The organism is Agrobacterium tumefaciens (assembly GCF_005221385.1).
Lineage (GTDB): Bacteria > Pseudomonadota > Alphaproteobacteria > Rhizobiales > Rhizobiaceae > Agrobacterium > Agrobacterium tomkonis.
The window spans coordinates 757,959-780,359 of sequence record NZ_CP039903.1 but is presented as its reverse complement, the minus strand read 5'-3'; the positions used below and the strand labels follow the sequence as shown (position 1 = coordinate 780,359).

Genomic DNA, 22,401 nt, shown 5'->3' with positions numbered 1-22,401 from the left:
TCTGCCCTGCCGGGCATCTCCCCCTCAAGGGGGGAGATCGACCTGCGGCAAGGTCTCGCCCATCTCGAAGCTTGAGAGTGGAGTGGCGGTAGAGCGTCTTGCTGATCTCCCCCCTTGAGGGGGAGATGCCCGGCAGGGCAGAGGGGGGTAAGCCCCACGACACGCCCTTGCTTTCAGCCACACCATACTCCAATCTCGCGGCACCCCATCAAGCTGCGAGCATCTCAATGCCCCACGCCAAGGTCGAGCTGAAACACCGGGAATATGCCCGGCAGATGCGAAAAGCCATGACCGACGCAGAACTGAAGCTTTGGAACGCCGTCCGCGCTCATCGTCTCGAAGGTATGGCTTTCAGACGCCAGCTACCTGTCGCCGGATATATCGTTGATTTCGCCTGCCCGTCGCATAAGATCATCGTCGAGCTCGATGGGTTGCAGCACGCGGAAGATGCTGCGGCAAGCTATGATCACCAGAGAACACAGACGTTTGGGGAACTTGGCTGGACCGTCCTCTGCTTCTGGAACGATGATATCCTGAAAGACATAGACAATGTCTGTCTCCACATTATCCGAACGGTAAAGGAGAACCAACCATGACCACCCATACCGGCGGATGCCAGTGCGGCGCGATCCGTTTTCGCGCCATAGGCGATCTGAAAGACAGTTCGATCTGTCATTGCCGCATGTGCCAGAAGGCTTTCGGGGCTTATTATGCGCCGCTGGTCTCCGTGCGTGAGGTCGAATTCGAATGGACGCGTGGTGAGCCGAAGCGCTTCCAGTCCTCCAGCGTGGTCAAGCGCGGCTTCTGCCAGGAATGCGGCACGCCGCTGACCTATGAGGCGCCGGATGGCGTGGCGGTGGCGGCCGGGGCATTCGACGATCCTGCGGCACTGCCTCCGACCATTCAGTGGGGAGTGGAACGCAAGATCGACTTCGTCGACAGCCTTCATACGCTGCCAGCCGTCGCCACCGAGGACGACCTGACGCAGGTGGACTATCTTGCCGATCTCGTTTCCTATCAACATCCCGACCATGACACTGAAAGCTGGCCACCGGAGAGCGGAAAATGAATGAAGCGGGCTTTTCCGGCGGCTGCCAGTGCGGCGCGGTGCGTTTTCACGCGGGCAAACTTGGCCGGGCCTCCATCTGCCATTGCCGCATGTGCCAGAAACATTTCGGCAATTTCTTCGGTGCGCTGGTCAGCGCCGATCAGGCGCATCTGGTCTGGACACGCGGCCAGCCTGCCCTCTTCCGCTCCTCAACCAAAATCCATCGCGGTTTCTGCAACAAATGCGGCACGCCGCTGACCTATCATTATCCGGGAGGCGTGGAGATCGCCATCGGCGCTTTCGATGAGCCGGAGCGGATCGAGCCGCAGGTGCAGGTCAACTTTCACAAGCGCATGCCGTGGATCGAGCAGCTGTTTTCCAAACCGGCCGTGGATCAGGGCGTGGATGAGGCGGAGATCAACTCCTATCAGCATCCGGATCACGACACTCAAGTCTGGCCGCCGGAAGAAGGTCGCTGATGGGCGAACTGACGGGCTTTTCCGGCGGATGCCAGTGCGGCGCAGTGCGTTACCGGATCGAGGGCGGGTTGCGTTATCCGCATCTGTGCCATTGCCGCATGTGCCAGAAGGCGTCGGGCAACTATTTCATGCCGCTTGCGGCAAGTACCCTCACGCAGTTTGAGATGACCCGCGGCGAGGCATCATGGTTCCAGTCTTCCGACCATGTGCGCCGCGGTTTCTGCGGTCGTTGCGGCACGCCGCTCTTTTATGACATGCCGGGGGCCGATTTCATCAATATCACCCTCGGTTCGCTGGATGAGCCGCAGCGGATAAGACCCGAAGCGCAGTCCAATCTTGCCAGCAAGATGCACTGGTTTTCCGAGCTCGACGGCTTGCCGGTCGAGCCGGAACCTGCAACGGATGACGCGCCCGCGCCGGTGAACAGCCGGCAGCATCCGGACCAAGACACGGCCAAATGGCCACCAGAGGATATTGACCCATGACCGAAGAATTGCGCGGCTTTTACCCCGAGATCGAACCTTTCGAGACCGGCATGCTCGATGTCGGCGATGGGCATGTGATCTATTGGGAACGGGTGGGCACACGCGGTGCGAAACCGGCGATTTTCCTGCATGGCGGCCCGGGTGGCGGGGTTAACCCCACGCATCGCCGCGTTTTTGATCCGTCGCTGTATGACGTCATCCTGTTCGATCAGCGTGGCTGCGGCCGCTCCATCCCCCATGCGGAACTGGAGGCCAACACCACCTGGCATCTGGTCGCCGACATTGAAAGGCTGCGTGAGCTTTGCGGCTTTGAAAAATGGCTGGTTTTCGGCGGCTCCTGGGGCTCGACGCTGGCGCTCGCCTATGCCGAGACCCATCCAAACCACGTCAGCGAACTCGTCCTGCGCGGCATCTACACTGTCACCCGGCCGGAACTCGACTGGTACTACCAGTTTGGCGTTTCGGAAATGTATCCGGACCAGTGGGAAAAATTCATCGCGCCCATCCCGGAAGCTGAGCGCGGCGAGATGATGCAGGCCTATAATCGCTATCTCACCGGCGCTGACGAGGCAAAGAAGCTTGAATGCGCCAAGGCATGGAGCCAGTGGGAAGGCGCGACCATCGCGCTCGTTACCGATCCTGACCGCGTCGAGGATTTCGGCGAGGACAAATATGCCATCGCCTTTGCGCGCATCGAGAACCACTTCTTCGTTAATGCCGGCTGGCTGGAAGAAGGGCAACTGCTGCGCGATGCCGGCAAGCTCAAGGATATTCCTGGTGTCATCGTGCACGGGCGTTACGACATGCCCTGCCCGCTGAAATATGCCTGGCAGCTGGCCAAGGCCTGGCCGAAGGCGGATTTCCACATTATCGAGGCGGCTGGACACGCGATGAGTGAGCCCGGCATTCTTGACCAGCTGATCCGCGCCAACGATCACTTTGCCGGGAAATAAGAGTCTTTTCAGCGGCTTGAAACGGCCGGGTGAGACAATGAATCACGCGGGATTTCCCGCGTGAATCCCCCGGACGGTTACCATGGCAGCTTATTTCAAGAGCAAAGCGCCTGTTATTCATGCAGTTTTTCTCATGAACCCTTCACGGAAATGAATTGGCCGCCACTGTGGCGATCCGCTATAAAACGCCATCCGAACAATTTTGGCGGTACTCCCCATGGCACTCGACAAATCGCTCCCGGCCCAAGAGGGCGGCGACAGCGCGCGCGGTTTTGCTTTCGCGCTCTCCGCATATCTGCTGTGGGGCTTTCTTCCCTTTTACATGAAAGCGGTTGCGCATATTTCGCCAATCGAAGTCATCGTGCATCGCGTCATCTGGTCTGTACCGATCGCGGCGGTCGTGCTGATTGCGCTCGGGCGCACGGCAGAAATCCGCTCAGCACTGAAAAACCCGAAGATGCTGGCCATGGCGAGCCTCACCGCCGCCCTCATCAGCATCAACTGGGGCGTCTATATCTGGTCGATCGGCGCGGGGCGTGCGCTTGATGCCGCACTTGGCTATTTCATCAATCCGCTGTTCAGCATCTTTCTGGGTGCCGTGCTGCTGAAGGAAAAGCTCTACCCGGCGCAGATCGCCGCCATCAGCCTCGTGGCGGTGGCGGTGGCGATCCTCACCTGGCATGCCGGCAGCCTGCCCTGGGTGTCCATCGCGCTTACTGTCTCCTGGGGTTTTTACGCCTTTTTCCGCAAGACATTGCCGATTGGTGCGACGCAGGGCTTCCTGCTGGAAGTCATGCTCCTGTCCATTCCGGCCGTGCTGGTCATGGTCTGGCTGGGCTTCAGCGGACAGGCCCATTTCATGGGCGGCAATTCTGCCGACACCTGGCTTCTGGCAGCAAGCGGCGTGATCACCGCCGTTCCGCTCATTCTCTACGGCAATGGCGCAAAACTGCTGCGGCTGTCGACCATCGGCATCATGCAATATATCGCGCCGACGATGATCTTCCTCATCGCCATCTTCGTCTTCAAGGAGCCGTTCGACATGGTGCGCATGGCCGCCTTTGCGATGATCTGGGTGGCGCTGGCGATCTATACCGGCTCAAGCCTGATGCGGCTCAAGCGGTAATCTGGCTCCCTCCCTCATTCCTGTGCTTGTCACAGGAATCTAGCCAGCCCAAGTCCTTGGGCTGGAAGGACTCTTCATCGCCGCGCGGACGCGCGTCGGCTGGATTCCTGTGACAAGCACAGGAATGAGGAGAGGTGGTCAATAATCCACCAGCAATTGCGGGGTCGCATCATAACCGAAACGCGGCTTGACGCCGAGAAGGCCCGCCGTCTGGGCGATGATTTCGCGGGTCATGGGGGCTGCGGTGGAGGCCGCCGTGCGCCCGCCGTTCACGCCGGTCCTCGGAGCGTCGATCATCGTCAGCACGACATATTTCGGCCTATGCATGGGAAAACCGGCCACGAAGGCGTTGAAATTGATATCCTTGGCGTAACGGCCGTTGATCACCTTGTCGGCGGTTCCGGTCTTGCCGCCCACATGAAACCCTTCCACCTGCGCGCCGCGGCCGGAGCCCTTGATGCCGTTCCAGTTGAACAGGTAACGCATATCGGCACTCGTCCTGTCGTTGATGACGGTGCGCGCGAGCGATGCGGCAGCTTCTTTCGAACGTGGCAGAAAGGTCGGCGAAATCAGGTTTCCGCCATTGATCAGCGCGGCGGCGGCCACCGCCGTCTGCAACGGCGTGGTGGCAACGCCATGGCCGAAGGAGATGGTGACGGAATTGATCTTCTTCCAGTTTCTCGGCTGGGTGGGTGTCGCCACACCCGGCATTTCCGTGTCCATTCTGGTAAGCAGCCCGAGTTTCGTCAGGAACTGCTGGTGGCCTTCGACGCCGACCTTGTCGGCCACCGCCGCCGTGCCGATATTCGATGAATATTGAAACACTTCCGGAATGGAGAGCGGCCGGTTCCGGCCCTTGAAATCCTTGATGGTGAAGCCGCCCATGCGGATCGGCCGTGACGCATCGACCACCGAATTCAGCGTGATGGCCCCCGCATCCAGCCCCATGGCCAGCGTGAAGCTCTTGAAGGTGGAGCCCATCTCGAAGGTGGCGTTGCTCATCCGGTTGAACCAGCCCTTCTCATACTCCTTGTCGATGCTGCCATCGGCAAGGGTGCGGGAAGGTTCGTTCGGATCGTAATCCGGCACGGAGGCCATGGCCAGCACCTCGCCCGTCTCCACATCGAGGATCACTGAGCCCGCCGCTTCGGCCTGATAGGCGCTTTTCGCCTTCACGACGACTTCACGGACGATGTTCTGCACCCTGAGATCGATGGAGAGCCGCACCGGCTCCAGTGGCGCGCCGCTGGCAAGACCCACGGCGCGCAGATCGGCCAGGCCCTGCTGGTCGAGGTAACGCTCCATGCCGGCAAGGCCCTGATTATCGACATTCACGTGGCCGATAATGTGCGAAGCGGTTGGGCCACCCGGATAAAAGCGCCGCTTTTCCGGCCGGAAGCCGATGCCCGGTATGCCGAGGTTGAGAATATCCGCCTGCTGCCGGGGCGTCAGCTGGCGTCGCAGCCACTGGAAGCCGGTATCCGAGCGCAATCGGCGGTGCGTGTCGCGCCAGTCGAGATTGGGGATGACGGTCGCCAGCTTCTCCACCACCTCATCCGGATCGACCACCCGGCGCGGATCAGCATAAAGCGACACCATGTTGAGATCGGTAGCCAGGAGCTTGCCGTTGCGGTCAACGATATCAGGCCGCGATGCAACGGCGGTGGCGCCGGTGTTGATCCAGGCGGTTGCGACGGGGTCCGCAAGTCCATATTGAACGAGGCGTGCAGCCACGACGGCATAGATGGCGATGAAGACGGCGATCAGGATACCGAGCCGCATTCGCGTATCCACCCGGCGGCGGGCGCCGGCGCCAAGCACGCCTTCCCTGCCCCGCAGCGGGCTTCTCTGAATAATGAAATGCGCCCGGCTTTTAAGCCGCACCACAAAAGCAATCATTTCCTGATGCACCCAATCTCATGGCGGCGAAACGAGAGTCCGCGACAGCCAACGCCTTGGTGACGCTGGCACAGGATCAGTCGCGGGGCCATGAAAAGAGCGGGCGGAGCGATGCCGCTGTTAAATCTGTATTAATATACACTTAAAATTATAATGAACCGCGCGGCGGTTCATTAACGATTTTTCGGTGCGCGACGCATGCCGTTATCCCGAAACCGCTGCACGCTCTCGGATGACATGTGTCAGAGGCGGGAAATGACCGAAGGGTCGCCTTCCGGGTTCTGCTGGGCCAGCGCCCGGTCGATGATGGCGGGCACGATGTCCTTCACCTCGTCAACGACAAGCGGGTTCAACAGGTGGGCGCGGTGGATGAAACCCTGGTCGCGCATGTGCTGCACCAGTTCCAGCATCGGGTTCCAGAAGCCGTTGATATTGGCAAAGACCATCGGCTTGGCGTGACGGCCGAGCTGCGCCCAGGTCATGATCTCGACGATCTCCTCCAGCGTGCCGACACCACCCGGCAGGGTCACGAAGGCATCCGAGCGCTCGAACATCATATGTTTGCGCTCATGCATGTCCTTGGTAACGACAAGCTCGTTCAATTGTCCGAGAGAATGGCGCGTTGCCTCCATATCGACCAGAAATTCCGGTATGATGCCGGTTACTTCGCCGCCATTGGACAGAACGCCGCTGGCAACCGCGCCCATGATGCCCTTGGTGCCGCCGCCGTAAACGAGGCGGATGCCGTTTTCGGCAATGGATTTCCCAAGCGCGCGGCCTGCTTCCATATGAGCTGGATCACGTCCGGGCTGGGAGCCGCAATAAACGCAGATGGATCGAATCGCTGTATTTTTGTCCGTCATGAGATGAAGGAACTATGCGGGATGGTGCACGTCAAGAAAATTTGGGAAATCCCTTGTAAATATGGCCTTTTGGCCACACGCCGCTTGTCTGGCGCAAGGTAAGACGCTAGCAATCTCAACTCGTGTGAAAAGCTTGAAATACCCGGAGATTCCAGGATGAAAAACAATAAAGCCGGTTTGCTGGCGCTGATCGTGCTGGGCATCGCGTCCCTGCTCATGATCTTTTTCGTCCTGCCGAGGATTTCCAACGACGGCAAACCGATCGGTGACGCCATCAACGAGGCGGGCAACGCCGTGAAGAACAGCGTGGAAATGGGCGGCGACAAGGCGGGCGACATCCTGTCCGACGCCGCCGAGGAAACCGCCAATATCGCCGACAAAGTGGGACGTCTTGCGGCGTCTGCAACGCAATCGATCAAGGATCTGACAACGCTTTTCGCCGACAGCAAGGTTCCCTCCGACGCCGATTTTTCAGCGGCGCGCAAAAAGGTCGAAGCTTCGCTCAAAGAGCTGACCAATATCGAAATCCCTGAGTCTCTGGACGAAACGACGTCGCGGCTGATCACCACGGCGCGCACGGCGGCCGAACGCACCACGGCCTTCCTGCGCGGCCTGCCCGACAATGCGGCAGCGGCCGCAGCCCAGATCCGCCGCCTGGCAGGCGTTTTCGCCGGCACCGATGATGGCGCAGCGCAGCCGGCCCAGTCCGCCGCCGCACCTGCCGTCCCAGCACCGGCCGGTGCTGCCCAGGCAACGCCCGGCGTACCGACCTTTGACGTGTTGCGCGTCGAGCCGGATGGTTCGGCTGTGGTCGCCGGCAAGGCGCAGCCGGGTGCCAAGCTCGAAATTCTCAGCAATGGCAAGGTGATCGCCCAGACCACCATCGACGGCACCGGCGATTTCGCCGCGGTTTTCGACAATCCCCTGCCACCGGGTGACCATGAGCTGGTGCTGCGCTCCACCGACACCAGCGGCAAGGCAACACAATCCGAAGAAGTGGCAACCGTTTCGGTGCCCAACAGCAAGGCCGGCGAACTTCTGGCGATGGTTTCCAGGCCCGGTGAAGCAAGCCGCGTGCTGGCGATGCCGGAGGCCGCACCTCCGGCACTGCAGACCGAACAATCGGGACAGCCCGCAGCGGCACCCACCGAAACCGGCAATGCCGCCACCACGCCTGCAGCCGTTGCCGGAGTGACGGCGCCGCCTGCTGCCGGTTCCGTTCCGGCTCAGGCAGCTGCCTCGACCGTTCAGGTCACAGCCGTGGAATTTGAAGGATCGAAGATTTTCGTTGCGGGTTCCGCGCCCGCCGGTTCGACCGTACGCGCATTGGTCGATGACCGGGAGATCGGCAAGAGCGTTACGGAAGCCTCCGGGCATTTCGTCGTCGAGGGTGATGTCGATCTTGCCGTTGGCAGCCATATCGTCACCGTCGAGGAACTGAATGCCGACGGCACGGTGAAGCTGCGCGTACGTGTTCCCTTCGAGCGGCCGCAGACCGATCAGGCAACCGTTGCCATGCAGGCGCCCACCGCTTCGCCCGCCGCCACCGCAGTCGCGCCGGCTGAAAACCAGAGCACGGCAAGCGACCGCGCCACATTTGAAAAGCTGCGTGACGACGTTTCCAAGGCTTTCGGCATTCTTTCCAATCTCTACAAGGATCAGGCGACGCCGGCGCTCGATCAGGCAATTGCCGGCCGCTCCGCGGTGGTGATTGGCCTGAAATCGCTCTCCGAGTTCCGCACCGCCGCGGCAACAGAGCCAGCCTTCACCGCCTTTGCAGGTGGCATCACCGCCAAGGCGCGTGATCTGCTGGCATCGGTCGAGGCATGGCCGAATGATGTGGCGGCCATCGGCAAGGGCATCGCATCGCTCGCCAGCCGGTTGACCGAACTCCACATTACGGCGCCAGCCGCGCCCGCGCCGCCAGCGCCCGCCGGTCCGCAGACCTTCGAGCAGGCCCCGCTTGCCGAAAGCCAGAACAGCGTCATCATCCGCCGCGGCGATACGCTGTGGCAGATTTCCCGGCGTGTTTATGGACAGGGCGTGCGTTACACGACGATCTACCTCGCCAATGAGGACCAGATCAAAAACCCTGATCTCATCGAGCCCGGTCAGATTTTCGGTGTACCGGAAAAGGCCCTGCCGAATGCGGAGGAACTTCACCGCAAACGGCTGAAGGGCGGCTCTTAAGGCGCTGAAGAGGTTGCGGTGAACCCGCGACAATCCCACCTGTGACAAGCACGGCGGCGAAAGCCGCCGTCCTGCTGTCGGCTTCCGGCAGTGACCGGAGAGAATGATGGCCACGAAGAAAAAAACCATTTCGGCGGATTCCAGCAATCCCACCCAGACCCTGATCAATCTCTGGCCCTATATGTGGCCTGAAGGACGTCTGGACCTGAAGATGCGGGTGGTCTGGGCCACCGTGTTCCTAGTTGTCGCCAAACTGGTGCTGATCCTCGTCCCCTATTTTTTCAAATGGGCGACGGATGCGCTGAACGGCAGACTGGACATGGCAGGGCTGGTTCCGGCCTTCCTGCTCGGCGCGGTCGCTCTGGTCATCGCCTATAATCTGACGCGGCTGATACAGGTCGGGCTCAACCAACTGCGCGATTCGCTGTTTGCCAGCGTCGGCCAGCATGCCGTGCGCCAGCTCGCTTACAGAACCTTCGTGCACATGCACCGGCTTTCGCTGCGCTTCCATCTGGAGCGCAAGACCGGCGGGCTTTCGCGGGTTATCGAGCGTGGCACCAAGGGCATCGAAACCATTGTCCGTTTCACCATTCTCAACACCGCGCCGACCTTCATCGAATTCCTGCTGACGGCTGTTATTTTCTGGGCGTCATATGGGTTTTCCTATGTGCTGGTCACCGTCATCACCGTCTGGGCCTATATCTGGTTCACCGTGCGAGCCAGCAACTGGCGCATCTCCATTCGCCGCGCCATGAATGACAGCGACACCGACGCCAATACCAAGGCAATCGACTCGCTTCTGAACTTCGAGACCGTCAAATATTTCGGTAACGAGGAGATGGAGGCGAAGCGCTTCGACGTTGCGATGGAGCGTTACGAAAAATCGGCGATCTCGATCTGGACATCGCTCGGCTGGCTGAACTTCGGCCAGGGTGTGATCTTCGGCATCGGTTCCACCGTCATGATGGTGATGTCGGCGCTGGCCGTGCAGCGCGGCGAACAGACCATCGGCGATTTCGTCTTCGTCAATGCGCTGCTGCTGCAGCTTTCCGTGCCGCTGAACTTCATCGGTTTCGTTTACCGCGAAATCCGTCAGGGTCTGACCGACATAGAGCAGATGTTCGACCTTCTCGAGGTCGAGGCCGAGGTTACCGACAAGGCGGATGCGAAACCGCTTGGCGCCGGCCCCGGCGCCATCTCGTTCCGCGACGTGCATTTTGCCTATGATCCGGAAAGGCCGATTTTGAAGGGCGTTTCCTTCGATGTCCCCGCCGGCAAGACGGTGGCGATCGTCGGGCCCTCGGGGGCAGGAAAATCGACGATCTCGCGGCTGCTTTATCGTTTCTACGATATTCAGGAAGGCGCCGTCACAATCGACGGGCAGGATATTCGCGACGTGACGCAAAAGAGCCTGCGTTCGGTGATCGGCATGGTTCCGCAGGATACCGTACTGTTCAACGACACGCTCGCCTACAACATCCGCTACGGCCGCCCCTCGGCAACGCAGGAGGATGTCATGGCCGCAGCGGATGCGGCGCAGATCAGCGCCTTCATCGGCAAGCTGCCGGAGGGTTACGCCACCATGGTCGGCGAACGGGGCCTGAAACTGTCGGGTGGCGAAAAGCAGCGCGTGGCGATTGCACGGACCATCCTCAAGGCCCCGCCGATCCTTATTCTCGATGAGGCGACTTCAGCGCTCGATACGCATACCGAGCAGGAGATCCAGAGCGCGCTCGACATCGTCTCGAAAAACCGCACCACACTGGTCATCGCCCATCGTCTTTCCACAGTCATCCACGCGGACGAAATCATCGTGCTGAAGGAAGGCCAGATCGCCGAGCGTGGAACACATGCTTCGCTGATGGCGCAGAACGGCCTCTACGCCTCGATGTGGAGCCGCCAGCGCGAAGCCATCCGGGCGGAAGAGATGCTGCGCCATGTTCGCGAAACCGACGATCTCGGCGTTGTGGACCGCGGCGAACCGGCGCATTGACGGGCATAAACCCCGGGGAACCGGGATCGCAGATCCGCCGGGCCATTGCCGGGCGGGTCGTTTGGCTGTAACCAGCTAGGCAAAATTTGTCGCATTGCCGTGTGGATCGTGTCGTATCACGACCACATATAGACGCGACAACGGAAACCGGAGCAAGGAATCTCATGAGTCTGTTCGACACCATTCGCAACACCATCGTACCGATCCACAAGGAAGGTTACGTCTTTGTCGCCGCCTTCTTCGTCGCGTCGCTGGTGCTCGGCTGGATTTCCGAACCGCTATTCTGGGTCGGTCTCGTGCTGACGGCCTGGTGCGCCTATTTCTTTCGCGACCCCGAGCGCGTTACACCACAGGATGACGACCTGATCATCAGCCCCGCCGACGGCAAGGTTTCCGCCGTGCAGACCGTCGTTCCGCCGCTGGAGCTGGAACTCGGCAAGGAGCCGATGGTGCGCATCTCGGTATTCATGAACGTGTTCAACTGCCATGTGAACCGCGCCCCGGTACGCGGCCGCATCGTCAATGTCGCCTATCGCCCCGGCCTCTTCCTCAATGCGGAAGTGGACAAGGCTTCCGAAGACAATGAGCGCAACGGTCTCGTCATCGAGACGGCGCATGGCAAGGTCGGCGTGGTGCAGATCGCCGGCATGGTTGCCCGCCGTATCGTCTGCTGGGTCAAGCCGAATGAACCTGTTGATGCCGGTGAGCGTTTCGGCCTTATCCGTTTCGGTTCGCGTCTCGACATCTTCCTGCCGGAAGGTTTCCAGCCACGCGTTTCCGTCGGCCAGACGGCGATTGCCGGTGAAACCGTACTTGCCGAATTCGGCTCCGCCAAGGGCCCGGTCATCAGCCGCCGCGGCTGATGACAATCAGGAAGGGCATGCGCCATGGAAACGCCGATCATCGAGCCGCAACAGAACGGAAAACAGGAGAGCCGCAAGGATAGCGGCCGGGGACCACGCCTGCGGGAAATTCCCTTCCGCCTCGTGATACCCAATCTCATCACCGTTCTGGCCATCTGTGCGGGCCTGAGCGGCGTTCGCCTCGCCATCGAAGGCCGCTTTGAGCTGGCCGTCGGCATGGTGCTGCTCGCCGCCTTCCTCGACGGCATCGACGGGCGCATCGCCCGCATGATGAAGGCGACATCCAAATTCGGCGAACAGATGGATAGTCTGGCCGACATCGTCAATTTCGGTGTCGCCCCTGCCTTGGTGGTCTATGCCTATCTGCTCGATCAGGCACGCTCCATCGGCTGGATCGCCGCGCTCATCTATGTCATTGCCGCCGGCCTGCGCCTGGCACGCTTCAACGTGATGATCGAACGGCCGGTGAAAGCGCCCTGGCAGAACGAATTCTTCGTGGGTGTTCCGGCTCCCATGGGCGCCATGCTGGTGCTTCTGCCGGTCTATCTCGGCTTCCTCGGCGTGGAGCCGGACAAGCCCTTCGCCTACGTCGCCGCCGCCTATACCGTACTGATCGGTTACCTCCTCATCAGCCGTTTGCCGGTCTGGTCGGGAAAATCAGGCACCAGCCGCATTCGCCGCGATCTGGTGCTGCCGATGATCCTCGTCGTCGTGCTTTATGTGGCGATGTTGATGAGCTTCACCTGGGAAGTGCTGGTTCTGACGGTTGCCGCCTACCTCGTCTTCATTCCCATCAGCGCCCGCCTGTGGCACCGCCGCTACGGCACGCTGACCATCGAAGAAGACGCGCATGATGATGCGAATGGCGGAAACGGCCTCGATCGCGGTATTTGAAACCATAGGTTTATTTTTCCCGCAGGACCTTGCTGGCGGATGTGGCGCAAAATGTCGCATCCCCAAAAGCCGGCTTCATTTTTTTTCGCCTCGAATCCGTCAAGATTACCCCCGAAAAAGGGGCTTCACACGCTTCGCACAGGCGAATGGCGTGAATTATGGAGAAGAGAAATGACGAACGAGACGAAGGCACAGCCGCAGGCGAAGCCGGACCTCAAAAGCCACTACCGCCCGCTCGGACTGAAGGCCGTGGCGGCCGCAGCCCTGATGCTGAAGCGCAAGCCAGTCGTCAAACCCGCCTGAAAACATTCAGTTTTTTGGCCAGTGGTTTTCGGATCATCTGGTGGATCGGGTCTAGAATCAACATTCCCCGACAGAATTTCAGCAATCGCGCGGCGCCTTTAACGGCGCCGTTTTTTTATCCGGCATGCAGCATGAACGGCCGGTATTCATAAATTCAGGAACTTTTTGTAACGAAGCAGCAACGAAAGTGAAGTAAAAAGCGCGGCCTCTACGAAACGTCTGTACGAGCGCAAACGTATAGACTAGTGAATAACAAAGAATTTTCTATTTTTCGCAGTTTTTTCCAAAACAATGCATAAGCCGACTTCCCAATCCGCAGACATGCGGATGACGAATATCCGGTGTTCGGGAAAGCGTGCGAAGACAGGCCAGGGGGGCTTGGGACGGCCATGCAGGATAAAATCCTTCTGATTGAAGATTCCGTTGCTCTTTCCATGCTGCTGAAGTCGCGGCTCTCGGAAGAGACCGAAGCTGAGGTCATTCATTGTGACAGCATGGCCGCCGCCGATACGCTGTTGCGCGCCCATGATTTCACGCTGGCGCTGACGGGGCTCAACCTGCCCGACGCACCGAAGGGCGAGATTTTAGCTCTTCTTTCCGAGCACAAGGTGCCGGCAATCGTCTTCACCGCAACGGTGGATGAAGAGGCACGCAAACGTTACGCCGAAAAGAAGATCATCGATTATATCGTCAAGGACGGGCACCGCACCGTCGATGCGGTGGTCAAGACCGTTGACCGGATTTTGACCAACCGGCGCTTTTCCGTTCTGGTGGTCGATGACGCGCGCACGGCGCGTTCCGGCCTGGTGGAAATATTGGAGCGGCAGAATTTCAAGGTCAGCGAGGCCCATTCGGGCAACCGGGCGCTGGAAATCCTGTCGCAGGACCCATCGATCCAGCTCGTCATCACCGATTACCATATGCCTGACATGGACGGTTATGAGCTGACGCGCCGTATCTGCGACAGTCGTTCCTCGGAAGATCTCAGGGTGATCGGCATCTCGTCCTCCACCGACCGGCTGCTTTCGGCAAGCTTCCTGAAGGCAGGCGCATCCGATTTCGTCTATCGCCCCTTCGTGCCGGAAGAATTGCAGTGCCGTATCGACAATAATATCGAAACGCTGAAGCAGCTGAAGCGCCTGCGTGAACTGGCTGAACGCGACCATCTGACCGGCTTGCCGAACCGCCGCTCCTTCTTCGAGCGTACCCGGGCCTTGATGGATATCATCAACGACAACGACGAAAACGGCGCGGTCGCCATTCTCGACATCGACCATTTCAAGAAGATCAACGACACACTCGGGCACGATGCCGGCGACCGGGCGCTGAAAAAGCTTGCCGAACTGCTGCACGACATGTGCCATGAGAAGCGCCATATTCCCGCCCGCCTCGGCGGCGAGGAGTTCGCCGTGTTCCTGCGCGGGCTTGATGCCCGTGCCGCCTATCAGTTCTGCGAGGAACTGCGCGGCGCTGTTGAAAGCAATGGCCGCCAGCTCAGCGGCAGCAGCCTGGCGCTGACGATTTCGCTCGGCGTGGTGGAAATCGAAAAGGGTGAACCTTTCGACAACCAGCTGAATGCCGCCGATCAGCTACTCTATCTCGCCAAGGCGAATGGCCGCAACCGGGTGTATTCCGACGTGATGATCCAGGAAGGCTTACAGAAGATGGGGCAGAACAGCTGAGATTTTCCCGTAGATAGGGTCATGGGCCGAGCGGGTGCCGCTTGTTTCTTCTCCCCGCCGGGGAGAAGTCCGCGGCAGCGGGATGAGGGGGCAAGCTCTCCGAAATTAGGCAACGCTGCCCCCTCATCCGACCCTTCGGGCCACCTTCTCCCCGGCGGGGAGAAGAAATGTGCGGCAACGTCCAGCCGTAAATAACTAGCCTCGCGCGCCACGCAAAGACGTTAAAACAGCGACATCTGCCCTTCATCCTTCGGCGGTTTGATCTTTGCCAGCGGCGCGGTTTCCGGCACCGGTTCGATGAGGTCAGCGCCGACATTGGCGACCTTGTTGACCTTGTCCGACACCGGGATCATCTCGAAGAAATCGTCCTGCGCCGGGCGCATCAGATCGGCCACCTCGCGCGGTTCCTGCGTCTTGCAGTCCAGCCAGCGGCTGAAATCCTCGGGCGCGATGACAACAGGCATGCGGTCGTGAATACGCCCGATCGCGGCATTGGCGGCGGTGGTGAGAATTGCACCGGTATCGACTTCCGAGCCATCGGCTGAGGACCATGTTTCCATAAGGCCGGCAAAGGCGACGATGCCGCCGTTTTTCGGGCGGATGAAATAGGGCTGCGGCTTGCCGCCCTCCTCCTTCGGCGGTCGTCGCCACTCATAAAAGCCAGTGGCGGGAATTAGCACGCGGCGATGGCGCATGGCGGCGCGGAAGGATGCCTTGCCGATGGCGGTTTCCGAACGCGCGTTGATGAGCAAGGGAAAATCCTTGGGATCCTTCACCCAGCCCGGCAGAAAACCCCAGCGGACCAGCACGGCCCGGCGGTTGGGCAGGTTGCTGCCGCGCTCCTGCCGCTCGCCTTCCAGCACCACCAGAACCGGTTGCGTGGGCGCGATGTTGAAACGGGCGGGAAAATCCTCAAGCCCGATCAGGTCGAGATAATCGGCGATTTCTTCCGGCGTCGCCTTCAGGACAAAACGTCCACACATGATCTTCTCCTCAGGCGCGTGGGCCGAACAGAATGACGGCCGTGCCGGCAAGGCAGACGGCGCCGCCGGCGACATCCCATTTATCCGGCAGCTGCCCTTCAACGCCCCAGAGCCAGAGAAGCGATGCGGCGATGTAAATCCCGCCATAAGCGGCATAGGCTCTGCCCGCCGTCTCGGTCGGCACCAGTGCCAGCAGCCAGGCAAATGCGGCAAGCGACAGCATGCCCGGCAATAATATCCAGACCGGCTTGCCGAGTTTCAGCCAGGCCCAGAAGGCGAAGCAACCGGCGATTTCCGCAAGTGCCGCCAATACATAGATAAGATAGACCTTCATTCCACCGTCTTCTGCGTGCACAATAGAGCGTGTTGTTCGCAACAGGTTAGAGCCTCCGCGCCTTATCCGAAAGGGCGCATTGGCGCTCTCGCACCACAATATGCAGACAGGCCGGAGACGGCCGAAACGAGTGAAACCCTTCATGACCCTTCGCATCAAGCCCCACCCCGCCTCCTCCGCCATCGTCAGGAATGGCGACCGGCTGCTTCTCGTGCGCCGGGCCAATCCACCGTCAAAGGACATGTTCGCCTTTCCGGGCGGGCGCGGCGAAGAGGGGGAAACACCGGCCGAGACCGCACTTCGCGAACTTCACGAGGAAACCGGCATCGTGGCGCGCAAACCGCAACTCTTCGCGACCTATGACCTGCCGTCACGCAATGCAGACGGCGTGCTGACCAGCCATTATTTCCTGTCCGTCTTCACGGTGGAAACGGATGCCGATCCGGCGGTGACGGCGGCCGACGATGCGGCGGATGCGGGCTGGTACACATTGGCGGAAATCCGCCGGCTGCCGGCACCTGAAAGCGTCGTCGAATGCGCCGAGCGCCTGTTTGCATGATTGCCAGCCAGCCAGAATCGCGATTATTTAGGGCATGTCCGCTCGCCGGATGTTCACGAGCCAGTAGTTCACGAGCCAGTAGTTCACGAGCCAGTAGTTCACGAGCCAGTAGTTCACGAGTATGTGTGGGGCAGAATAGAATTTTGATACGATCAACCATTTTCCTGTCTCTTTTCCTGACCATGTTACCGGCCGGGCAAGAAGGCATCGCTTATGCGCAGCCTTCAAAAGCGGCTTCCAAGGAAGTACGACCTGCGGAAGTAACGCCGCCCAAACCCGCACCTTATGACGACAAGCTGGCACGGCTTTCCGAAATACTGGGCGCGGTGCAATATTTAAGAACCCTGTGCCCTTCTTCCGGTCCGGAGGACTGGCGCAGATCGATGAGCGATCTTCTGGCTGCGGACACGGCCAACGAACCCGAAAGACGCCAGCGCATGACGGCTGCATTCAACCGTGGATACCGCTCCTTTGCGGCCATCCACACCAGTTGCACACGCGCCGCCGTCATGGCAGAAGAGAACTACCGTAACGAAGGGGCAACACTCGCTCAGGAAATCGCGTCGCGGTTCGGAAATTAGCGGATTGTTAACCTCTTTTCGCCGCAGGCCGTGCCGTTTTGATAAAAGACTGATAGTGTTGTTAACAGGGTGGTAAGGACTTGCCCGCCCTGTCGAGGATGAAAAATGCAGACGAGCCGTAACGAAATCGACGATATGATCGTGCATGAAAAGATGCAGGTCGCTCTGGAACACCAGAACGAGGCATGGGCCGACGGCATGGCCGACGGCATCGAGCCTGAGATCATCGCCGATGCCGCCATTGCTCTGGCCATGCGCGAAACCATTCGCATGCATGGCGAAGCCGGCGCTGAAGCAATGCTGGAATCGCTGCGCCAGCGCATGCTTGAAGGCGAATTTTCTCCGCAGCGGGTGATACAGTAAAGCCGGGGTCTATCATGTCTTGCCTGAGCAAGGGGCTTTTGCGCTCTTCCGCCATGCTGTCCATCGTGCTTGCTTTGACCGCCGGGTCGGTTGGCTTGCCGAACCGCGCTCTCGCCCTTTCCGAGCTGAAACCGGCGCAAAACACCGAAAGCGAGCCGCAGGCTCAGAATGGCGATCAGCCGCAGCAGGCTCAGCCCGCGGAGCCGGACGAGATCGAAGGTGATTCGGAAGGTATTCCCCTGCCCGACCCTCTGGTCGACCGTTCCGCTGCCCAGACCAAGCAGCAATCCTCCAAGCCCGACAATGCTCCGGAAATGTCCGTCGTCATCGAGCACGACATTTCCAAGGCCCCGGAAGCCGTTCGCAAGCTGCGCCAGCAGATCATCGACGCAGCCGCTTCGGGTGATATCGAAAAATTGCGACCCTTCATCGCCGCCGGCCAGAACGCATTCCGCATCGACGGCAGCGACAGTGAAGACCCGATCGCGGCACTGAAAAGCTATTCCGGCGATCCCGACGGGCTGGAAGTGCTGGCGATCATCATCGACCTATTGTCGACCGGTTATGCCCATATCGATGCCGGCACGCCGGACGAAGCCTATGTCTTCCCCTATTTCGCCGGAAAGCCGCTGAATACGCTGACGCCACCGGAAAAGGTGGAGCTCTTGCGCATCATTACGGCGGGCGATCTGGCGGATATGCAGGAATACGGCAATTACAGCTTCTACCGCATCGGCATTTCGCCTGATGGCAAGTGGAAGTTCTTCACCGCTGGCGATTGATCGCCTCACGGTGCTTGCCGTTCTCCGGTAAAAATCCTAACTGTGCGGAATGAGCCGTCCGGCAAAGTGCATCTGCATTTTGCCGGAGATCGCGCAGTCTCGATGAACCGAACGGTGACGCCATGCCTTCCGCCTTTCTTGCCGACCGCCGCCTGATCAGAGTTTCCGGCACAGGCGCCGAGGAATTTCTGAACAATCTCATCACCGCCGATGTTGAAAATCTGGCTGAGGGCGAAGCCCGCGCTTCGGCGCTGCTGACGCCGCAGGGCAAGATCCTGTTCGATTTCCTGATTGCGCGCGACGGAACGGATTACCTGATCGAGACGGGTGCTGCCGAGCAGGATGCGTTGCTGCGCCGCTTGACGATGTACAAGCTGCGCGCGCCGGTCGATCTGAAATCCGAAGCCACCGAAGGCGTCAGCGTTTTCTGGAACGAGAATGCGCCGGAAGCAGGCATCAAGGATGGGCGTTTCGCCAAGACAGGGGTCGACCTATTCCGCGTGCCGGGCGCATCTGCCTCCGGCGACGCTGCAGCCTATGATGCGCTGCGCGTCGAACACGGCATTGCCGAATCCGGCCGGGATTATGCGCTGCAGGATGCCTTTCCCCATGATGTGCTGATGGATGTGAATGACGGCGTTTCCTTCAAGAAGGGCTGCTTCGTCGGCCAGGAGGTCGTCTCGCGCATGAAACATCGCGGCACGGCAAGGCGGCGCGTCGTTACCGTTTCGGCGGAAGGTCCGCTTCCCGCCACCGGGACGGAGATTACCGCCAATGGAAAACCGGTGGGCACTCTTGGGACCGTTTGCGGCAACAACGCTCTTGCCATTGTGCGGATCGATCGCATTGCCGCCGGCACGCCGCTTCTTGCAGAAAATGCCACCATAACCGTGGCCCTGCCGGCCTGGAGTGGCCTTTCCTTTCCGGCCGCCGATCCGGCAGCGCGGGCGGAGGACTAGGCGTGGCTGCCGCAAAAGGTCCGCGCGCCTGGCAGCGCATGCTCTCCGGGCGGCGGCTCGATCTGCTCGATCCTTCGCCGCTCGATGTGGAAATTGCCGATATCGCCCATGGTCTTGCCCGCGTTGCCCGCTGGAACGGCCAGACGCGCGGTGATCACGCCTTTTCCGTCGCCCAGCACAGCCTCATCGTCGAGACGATTTTCTGCCGCATGTGCGCGGATGCGACGCCCGGCGACATGCAGATGGCGCTTCTGCATGATGCGCCCGAATATGTCATCGGCGACATGATCTCACCGTTCAAATCCGTGGTTGGCGGCGGTTACAAGACCGTGGAAAAACGGCTGGAGGCCGCCGTGCATCTGCGGTTCGGCCTGCCGCCGCATGCATCACGCGAATTGAAGGACCGCATCAAGAAGGCCGATACGGTTGCCGCCTTTTTCGAGGCGACGGAGCTTGCCGGTTTTTCCACCGCCGAGGCGCAGAAATTCTTCGGGCTGCCGCGCGGCATCACCCGCGACATGTTCACCATCACGCCGCTGCCCTCGACGGAAGCGCAGAGACTGTTCATCGAACGTTTCGAAGCAATCGAGGCGCTGCGCGTAACCAAGACCGGGAGCGCCAAATGACGGCCATCGTGGTATCGCCGCTGTCGCGGATCGCGGAAATGGCCGTGAAGCACAAGGCCCGCGAAATGGTGACACTGATCGCCAAGGAGCAGAGCTTTCACCGCCCGGCGGTGATTGCCGCCGACCGGCATCTGACGCTTGCCATGAACGACATCGCCTTCAAGGGCACTGGCGATCTTATCGCCCCTGATGATGCGCATGTGCTGAAGCTCATCGATTTTGCGCGGGAATGGGATCAGTCCGCGCCGCTGCTCATCCATTGCTGGATGGGGATTTCGCGCTCACCGGCCGCCGCCGTCATTGCAGCACTCAGCCTTTATCCGGATCAGGACGATAACGAGCTTGCGCTTCGCCTGCGCGCCGTCTCGCCCTATGTCACCCCCAATGCCCGCATCATTGCCATCGGCGATCGGCTGCTGGCGCGTGAAGGCCGGCTGGTCAAGGCAATCAAGGCGATCGGCAGGGGTGCCGATACCGACGGCAATGTGCCTTTCGTGTTGCCGCTTGGCGGCTGACGCCCGATTTTTGGCGGAACCCCTGCGGCACCCGTTCGTTACCAACCCTGAGCAACAATGAAAATCACGGGATAATTCATGGAACAACAGGCAACGGATATCATCGTCGCATCGCAGGCGGCCGTGCGGCAGGCGAGCGCGCTGGCGGTGCAATATTCCTTTTCGATCGTCGGCGCGCTTCTGCTGCTGATCGTCGGCTGGCTGGCCGCCACCTTCCTGCAACGCTGGGCTTTTCAGGGCCTGTCGCGCATTCGCGGTTTCGATGAGACCTTGGCCGGTTTCTTCGCAGGCGCCATCCGTTATGTCGTGCTTATTCTGGTGCTGGTGATGGTGCTTGGCCAGTTCGGCGTGCAGACAGCTTCCATTCTCGCGGCCCTTGGTGCTGCCGGTCTCGCCATCGGCCTTGCGCTGCAGGGCACGCTGCAAAACATTGCCGCCGGCATCATGCTTCTGGTGCTGCGCCCCTTCCGGGTCGGTGAATATATCGAGACCAATACGGTCAGCGGCACCGTGGTGGAAATCGGTTTGTTTGCCACCGAGCTCAAGACCAGCGACGGGCTTTACCGCCTCGCACCCAATTCCACCCTTTGGAATGTACCGATCACCAATTACAGCCGCTTTCCCTCACGCCGCCACGAGCTGAGCCTGACGGTCAAGAATGACGACGATCTGGCTGCTGCACAGGATATGCTGATGCGCGTGGTGCGCTCGGAAAGCCGGGTGCTGCTGGACCCCTCCCCCATCACCTTCGTCGATTCCGTCAGCGCCGACAGCGCGACGGTCAAATTGCGTTATTGGGTGCGCAGCGACAGTTATTTCGTAACGACCCGCGATGTGACGAAGGCGATGAAACTCGCCTTTGATGAACGCAAGGCGGAAGTGAGCGCGCAGCCCGCCTGAGGCCTCAAGCTCTCTTTTTGCCCTCCTCCATTTCTCAAGCGCGGTGGCCTTACCGGCCATCGCGCTTTTTCATTATGGCCCGCCCGCTCCCGCCTTGCGTCCTGCAAAAGACATCTCTATAGGTCGACTTGTAATGTTATTACGTAACCAACTTTTCGATGACGGATATGAGAGGCCGAAACAATGCAGAAGACACACATCCTCGTCACCGGCGCGGTGGCACTTGGTTCCATGCTGCTGGTGGCAGCCGCTGCCACGGCCGCCGGGGGTGACAAATCCGCCGCCCACAGCCATGACCATGGGCACGATCACGGCCACCAGATGACCGAGGCGGAAAAGAAGATTTACAGCGGCTATTTCGAAGACGCCCAGGTGAAGCCGCGCACGCTTTCCGACTGGGACGGCGACTGGCAGTCTGTCTATCCCTACCTGCTGAACGGCTCGCTTGATTCCGTCATGGCCGAAAAAGCCGCCCATGGTGACAAGACGGCTGCAGAATATCGCGCCTATTACGACATCGGTTACAAGACGGATGTGAACCGCATCGTCATCAAGGGCGACAGCGTGGCCTTTTACAAGGAAGGCAAGCCGGTCGAAGGCACATATGCCAGCGACGGTCAGGAAATCTTGACCTACAAGAAGGGCAATCGCGGCGTAAGATACATCTTCAAGAAGACTGCTGGCGACGAGGCTGCTCCGCAGTTCATCCAGTTCAGCGACCATTCCATCGCCCCGGTCAAGGCAGGCCACTACCATCTCTACTGGGGGAATGACCGCAAGGCCCTGCTGGACGAAGTCACCAACTGGCCCACCTATTATCCCTTCCTGATGGACGGCGCTGATATCGTCAAGGAAATGGCGGCGCATTGAACCATGGCGGGCTCACGGCTTTCCGCGACCCGAAGAATGCCGAGCGCATGCCTCTTTCACCTTCTCCCCGCCGGGGAGAAGGTCGCGTAGCGCGGGTTGAGGGGGCAAGCTCTCGGTTTATTGCTGGCGTTGCCCCCTCATCTACCCCTTC

The 22,401-nt window shown here is 60.1% G+C and carries 25 protein-coding genes; 21 read left to right on the top strand and 4 right to left on the bottom strand.

Annotation, left to right across the window (positions count from 1 at the left end):
• Positions 1-227: 227 nt before the first annotated feature.
• The 6 genes from CFBP6623_RS03940 (at position 228) to rarD (ending at position 4,091) form a co-directional block, all read left to right on the top strand.
• The gene (locus CFBP6623_RS03940; RefSeq protein ID WP_080842184.1) at positions 228-596 is read left to right on the top strand and encodes an endonuclease domain-containing protein; all 369 of its coding nucleotides are present in this window, start codon (positions 228-230) and stop codon (positions 594-596) included.
• The gene (locus CFBP6623_RS03935; protein ID WP_046798791.1) at positions 593-1,069 is read left to right on the top strand and encodes a GFA family protein; all 477 of its coding nucleotides are present in this window, start codon (positions 593-595) and stop codon (positions 1,067-1,069) included. Before CFBP6623_RS03940 ends, CFBP6623_RS03935 begins: the two co-directional genes overlap by 4 nt.
• The gene (locus tag CFBP6623_RS03930; RefSeq protein ID WP_046798790.1) at positions 1,066-1,527 is read left to right on the top strand and encodes a GFA family protein; all 462 of its coding nucleotides are present in this window, start codon (positions 1,066-1,068) and stop codon (positions 1,525-1,527) included. Before CFBP6623_RS03935 ends, CFBP6623_RS03930 begins: the two co-directional genes overlap by 4 nt.
• The gene (locus tag CFBP6623_RS03925; protein ID WP_046798789.1) at positions 1,527-2,012 is read left to right on the top strand and encodes a GFA family protein; all 486 of its coding nucleotides are present in this window, start codon (positions 1,527-1,529) and stop codon (positions 2,010-2,012) included. The genes CFBP6623_RS03930 and CFBP6623_RS03925 overlap by 1 nt, the downstream gene beginning before the upstream one ends.
• Positions 2,009-2,965 (top strand): prolyl aminopeptidase, encoded by a 957-nt coding sequence (gene pip, locus CFBP6623_RS03920; protein WP_046798788.1) that lies wholly within the window; start codon positions 2,009-2,011, stop codon positions 2,963-2,965. The genes CFBP6623_RS03925 and pip overlap by 4 nt, the downstream gene beginning before the upstream one ends.
• A gap of 217 nt (positions 2,966-3,182) precedes the next feature.
• On the top strand, positions 3,183-4,091 hold the full coding sequence (rarD, locus tag CFBP6623_RS03915; protein WP_046798787.1) for an EamA family transporter RarD: 909 nt from the start codon (positions 3,183-3,185) through the stop codon (positions 4,089-4,091).
• Between the two features lie 138 nt (positions 4,092-4,229).
• Here the strand turns inward: rarD and CFBP6623_RS03910 are convergent, their stop codons facing one another.
• Entirely contained in the window at positions 4,230-5,990 is a 1,761-nt protein-coding gene (locus CFBP6623_RS03910; RefSeq protein ID WP_062653697.1) for a peptidoglycan D,D-transpeptidase FtsI family protein, read from the bottom strand.
• Positions 5,991-6,232: 242 nt separating this feature from the next.
• On the bottom strand, positions 6,233-6,853 hold the full coding sequence (locus tag CFBP6623_RS03905; protein ID WP_080842185.1) for a TIGR00730 family Rossman fold protein: 621 nt from the start codon (positions 6,851-6,853) through the stop codon (positions 6,233-6,235).
• A 156-nt stretch (positions 6,854-7,009) separates the two neighbouring features.
• On the opposite strand from CFBP6623_RS03905, the gene CFBP6623_RS03900 reads away from it, so the two are divergent.
• The 6 genes from CFBP6623_RS03900 (at position 7,010) to CFBP6623_RS03880 (ending at position 14,778) form a co-directional block, all read left to right on the top strand.
• Positions 7,010-9,043, top strand: coding sequence for a LysM peptidoglycan-binding domain-containing protein (locus CFBP6623_RS03900; protein ID WP_062653695.1), 2,034 nt, complete (start codon positions 7,010-7,012; stop codon positions 9,041-9,043).
• Between the two features lie 106 nt (positions 9,044-9,149).
• A complete protein-coding gene (locus CFBP6623_RS03895) occupies positions 9,150-11,036 on the top strand; it encodes an ABCB family ABC transporter ATP-binding protein/permease (RefSeq protein WP_046798783.1) in 1,887 nt (628 codons plus the stop codon).
• 164 nt (positions 11,037-11,200) lie between these two features.
• Positions 11,201-11,899, top strand: a complete 699-nt coding sequence (locus tag CFBP6623_RS03890; protein ID WP_046798782.1) for a phosphatidylserine decarboxylase — start codon at positions 11,201-11,203, stop codon at positions 11,897-11,899.
• Positions 11,900-11,923: 24 nt separating this feature from the next.
• Complete coding sequence (gene pssA / locus CFBP6623_RS03885) at positions 11,924-12,793, top strand: CDP-diacylglycerol--serine O-phosphatidyltransferase (protein ID WP_046798781.1); 870 nt, start codon at positions 11,924-11,926, stop codon at positions 12,791-12,793.
• 171 nt (positions 12,794-12,964) lie between these two features.
• Positions 12,965-13,096, top strand: a complete 132-nt coding sequence (locus tag CFBP6623_RS27185; RefSeq protein WP_263135246.1) for a hypothetical protein — start codon at positions 12,965-12,967, stop codon at positions 13,094-13,096.
• Between the two features lie 389 nt (positions 13,097-13,485).
• Positions 13,486-14,778: a GGDEF domain-containing response regulator gene (locus CFBP6623_RS03880; protein ID WP_046798780.1), complete on the top strand. Its 1,293-nt coding sequence runs from the start codon at positions 13,486-13,488 to the stop codon at positions 14,776-14,778.
• A gap of 221 nt (positions 14,779-14,999) precedes the next feature.
• Here CFBP6623_RS03880 and CFBP6623_RS03875 read toward each other — a convergent pair whose 3' ends face one another.
• Together CFBP6623_RS03875 and CFBP6623_RS03870 are read right to left on the bottom strand one after the other, a co-directional pair.
• Positions 15,000-15,761 carry an SOS response-associated peptidase gene (locus tag CFBP6623_RS03875; RefSeq protein ID WP_046798779.1) on the bottom strand — a complete coding sequence of 254 codons (762 nt, stop codon included), beginning with the start codon at positions 15,759-15,761 and terminating at the stop codon, positions 15,000-15,002.
• Positions 15,762-15,771: 10 nt separating this feature from the next.
• Positions 15,772-16,095 (bottom strand): YnfA family protein, encoded by a 324-nt coding sequence (locus tag CFBP6623_RS03870; RefSeq protein ID WP_052820329.1) that lies wholly within the window; start codon positions 16,093-16,095, stop codon positions 15,772-15,774.
• 142 nt (positions 16,096-16,237) lie between these two features.
• Between CFBP6623_RS03870 and CFBP6623_RS03865 the strand changes: the two genes are divergently transcribed.
• From CFBP6623_RS03865 to CFBP6623_RS03825, 9 genes are all read left to right on the top strand, one after another.
• Complete coding sequence (locus tag CFBP6623_RS03865; protein WP_046798777.1) at positions 16,238-16,654, top strand: NUDIX hydrolase; 417 nt, start codon at positions 16,238-16,240, stop codon at positions 16,652-16,654.
• A gap of 143 nt (positions 16,655-16,797) precedes the next feature.
• Entirely contained in the window at positions 16,798-17,235 is a 438-nt protein-coding gene (locus tag CFBP6623_RS03860) for a TIGR02301 family protein (RefSeq protein WP_046798776.1), read from the top strand.
• A gap of 105 nt (positions 17,236-17,340) precedes the next feature.
• The gene (locus tag CFBP6623_RS03855; RefSeq protein WP_003496894.1) at positions 17,341-17,598 is read left to right on the top strand and encodes a hypothetical protein; all 258 of its coding nucleotides are present in this window, start codon (positions 17,341-17,343) and stop codon (positions 17,596-17,598) included.
• A 14-nt stretch (positions 17,599-17,612) separates the two neighbouring features.
• On the top strand, positions 17,613-18,380 hold the full coding sequence (locus tag CFBP6623_RS03850) for a hypothetical protein (protein WP_052760222.1): 768 nt from the start codon (positions 17,613-17,615) through the stop codon (positions 18,378-18,380).
• A gap of 122 nt (positions 18,381-18,502) precedes the next feature.
• Positions 18,503-19,339: a YgfZ/GcvT domain-containing protein gene (locus CFBP6623_RS03845; protein ID WP_046798774.1), complete on the top strand. Its 837-nt coding sequence runs from the start codon at positions 18,503-18,505 to the stop codon at positions 19,337-19,339.
• Between the two features lie 2 nt (positions 19,340-19,341).
• The gene (locus tag CFBP6623_RS03840) at positions 19,342-19,965 is read left to right on the top strand and encodes an HD domain-containing protein (RefSeq protein WP_046798773.1); all 624 of its coding nucleotides are present in this window, start codon (positions 19,342-19,344) and stop codon (positions 19,963-19,965) included.
• Entirely contained in the window at positions 19,962-20,480 is a 519-nt protein-coding gene (locus tag CFBP6623_RS03835) for a tyrosine phosphatase family protein (protein WP_046798772.1), read from the top strand. The genes CFBP6623_RS03840 and CFBP6623_RS03835 overlap by 4 nt, the downstream gene beginning before the upstream one ends.
• 78 nt (positions 20,481-20,558) lie before the next feature.
• A complete protein-coding gene (locus CFBP6623_RS03830) occupies positions 20,559-21,380 on the top strand; it encodes a mechanosensitive ion channel family protein (RefSeq protein WP_046798771.1) in 822 nt (273 codons plus the stop codon).
• 183 nt (positions 21,381-21,563) lie between these two features.
• Positions 21,564-22,250, top strand: a complete 687-nt coding sequence (locus CFBP6623_RS03825) for a metal-binding protein ZinT (protein WP_046798770.1) — start codon at positions 21,564-21,566, stop codon at positions 22,248-22,250.
• Positions 22,251-22,401: the final 151 nt, after the last annotated feature.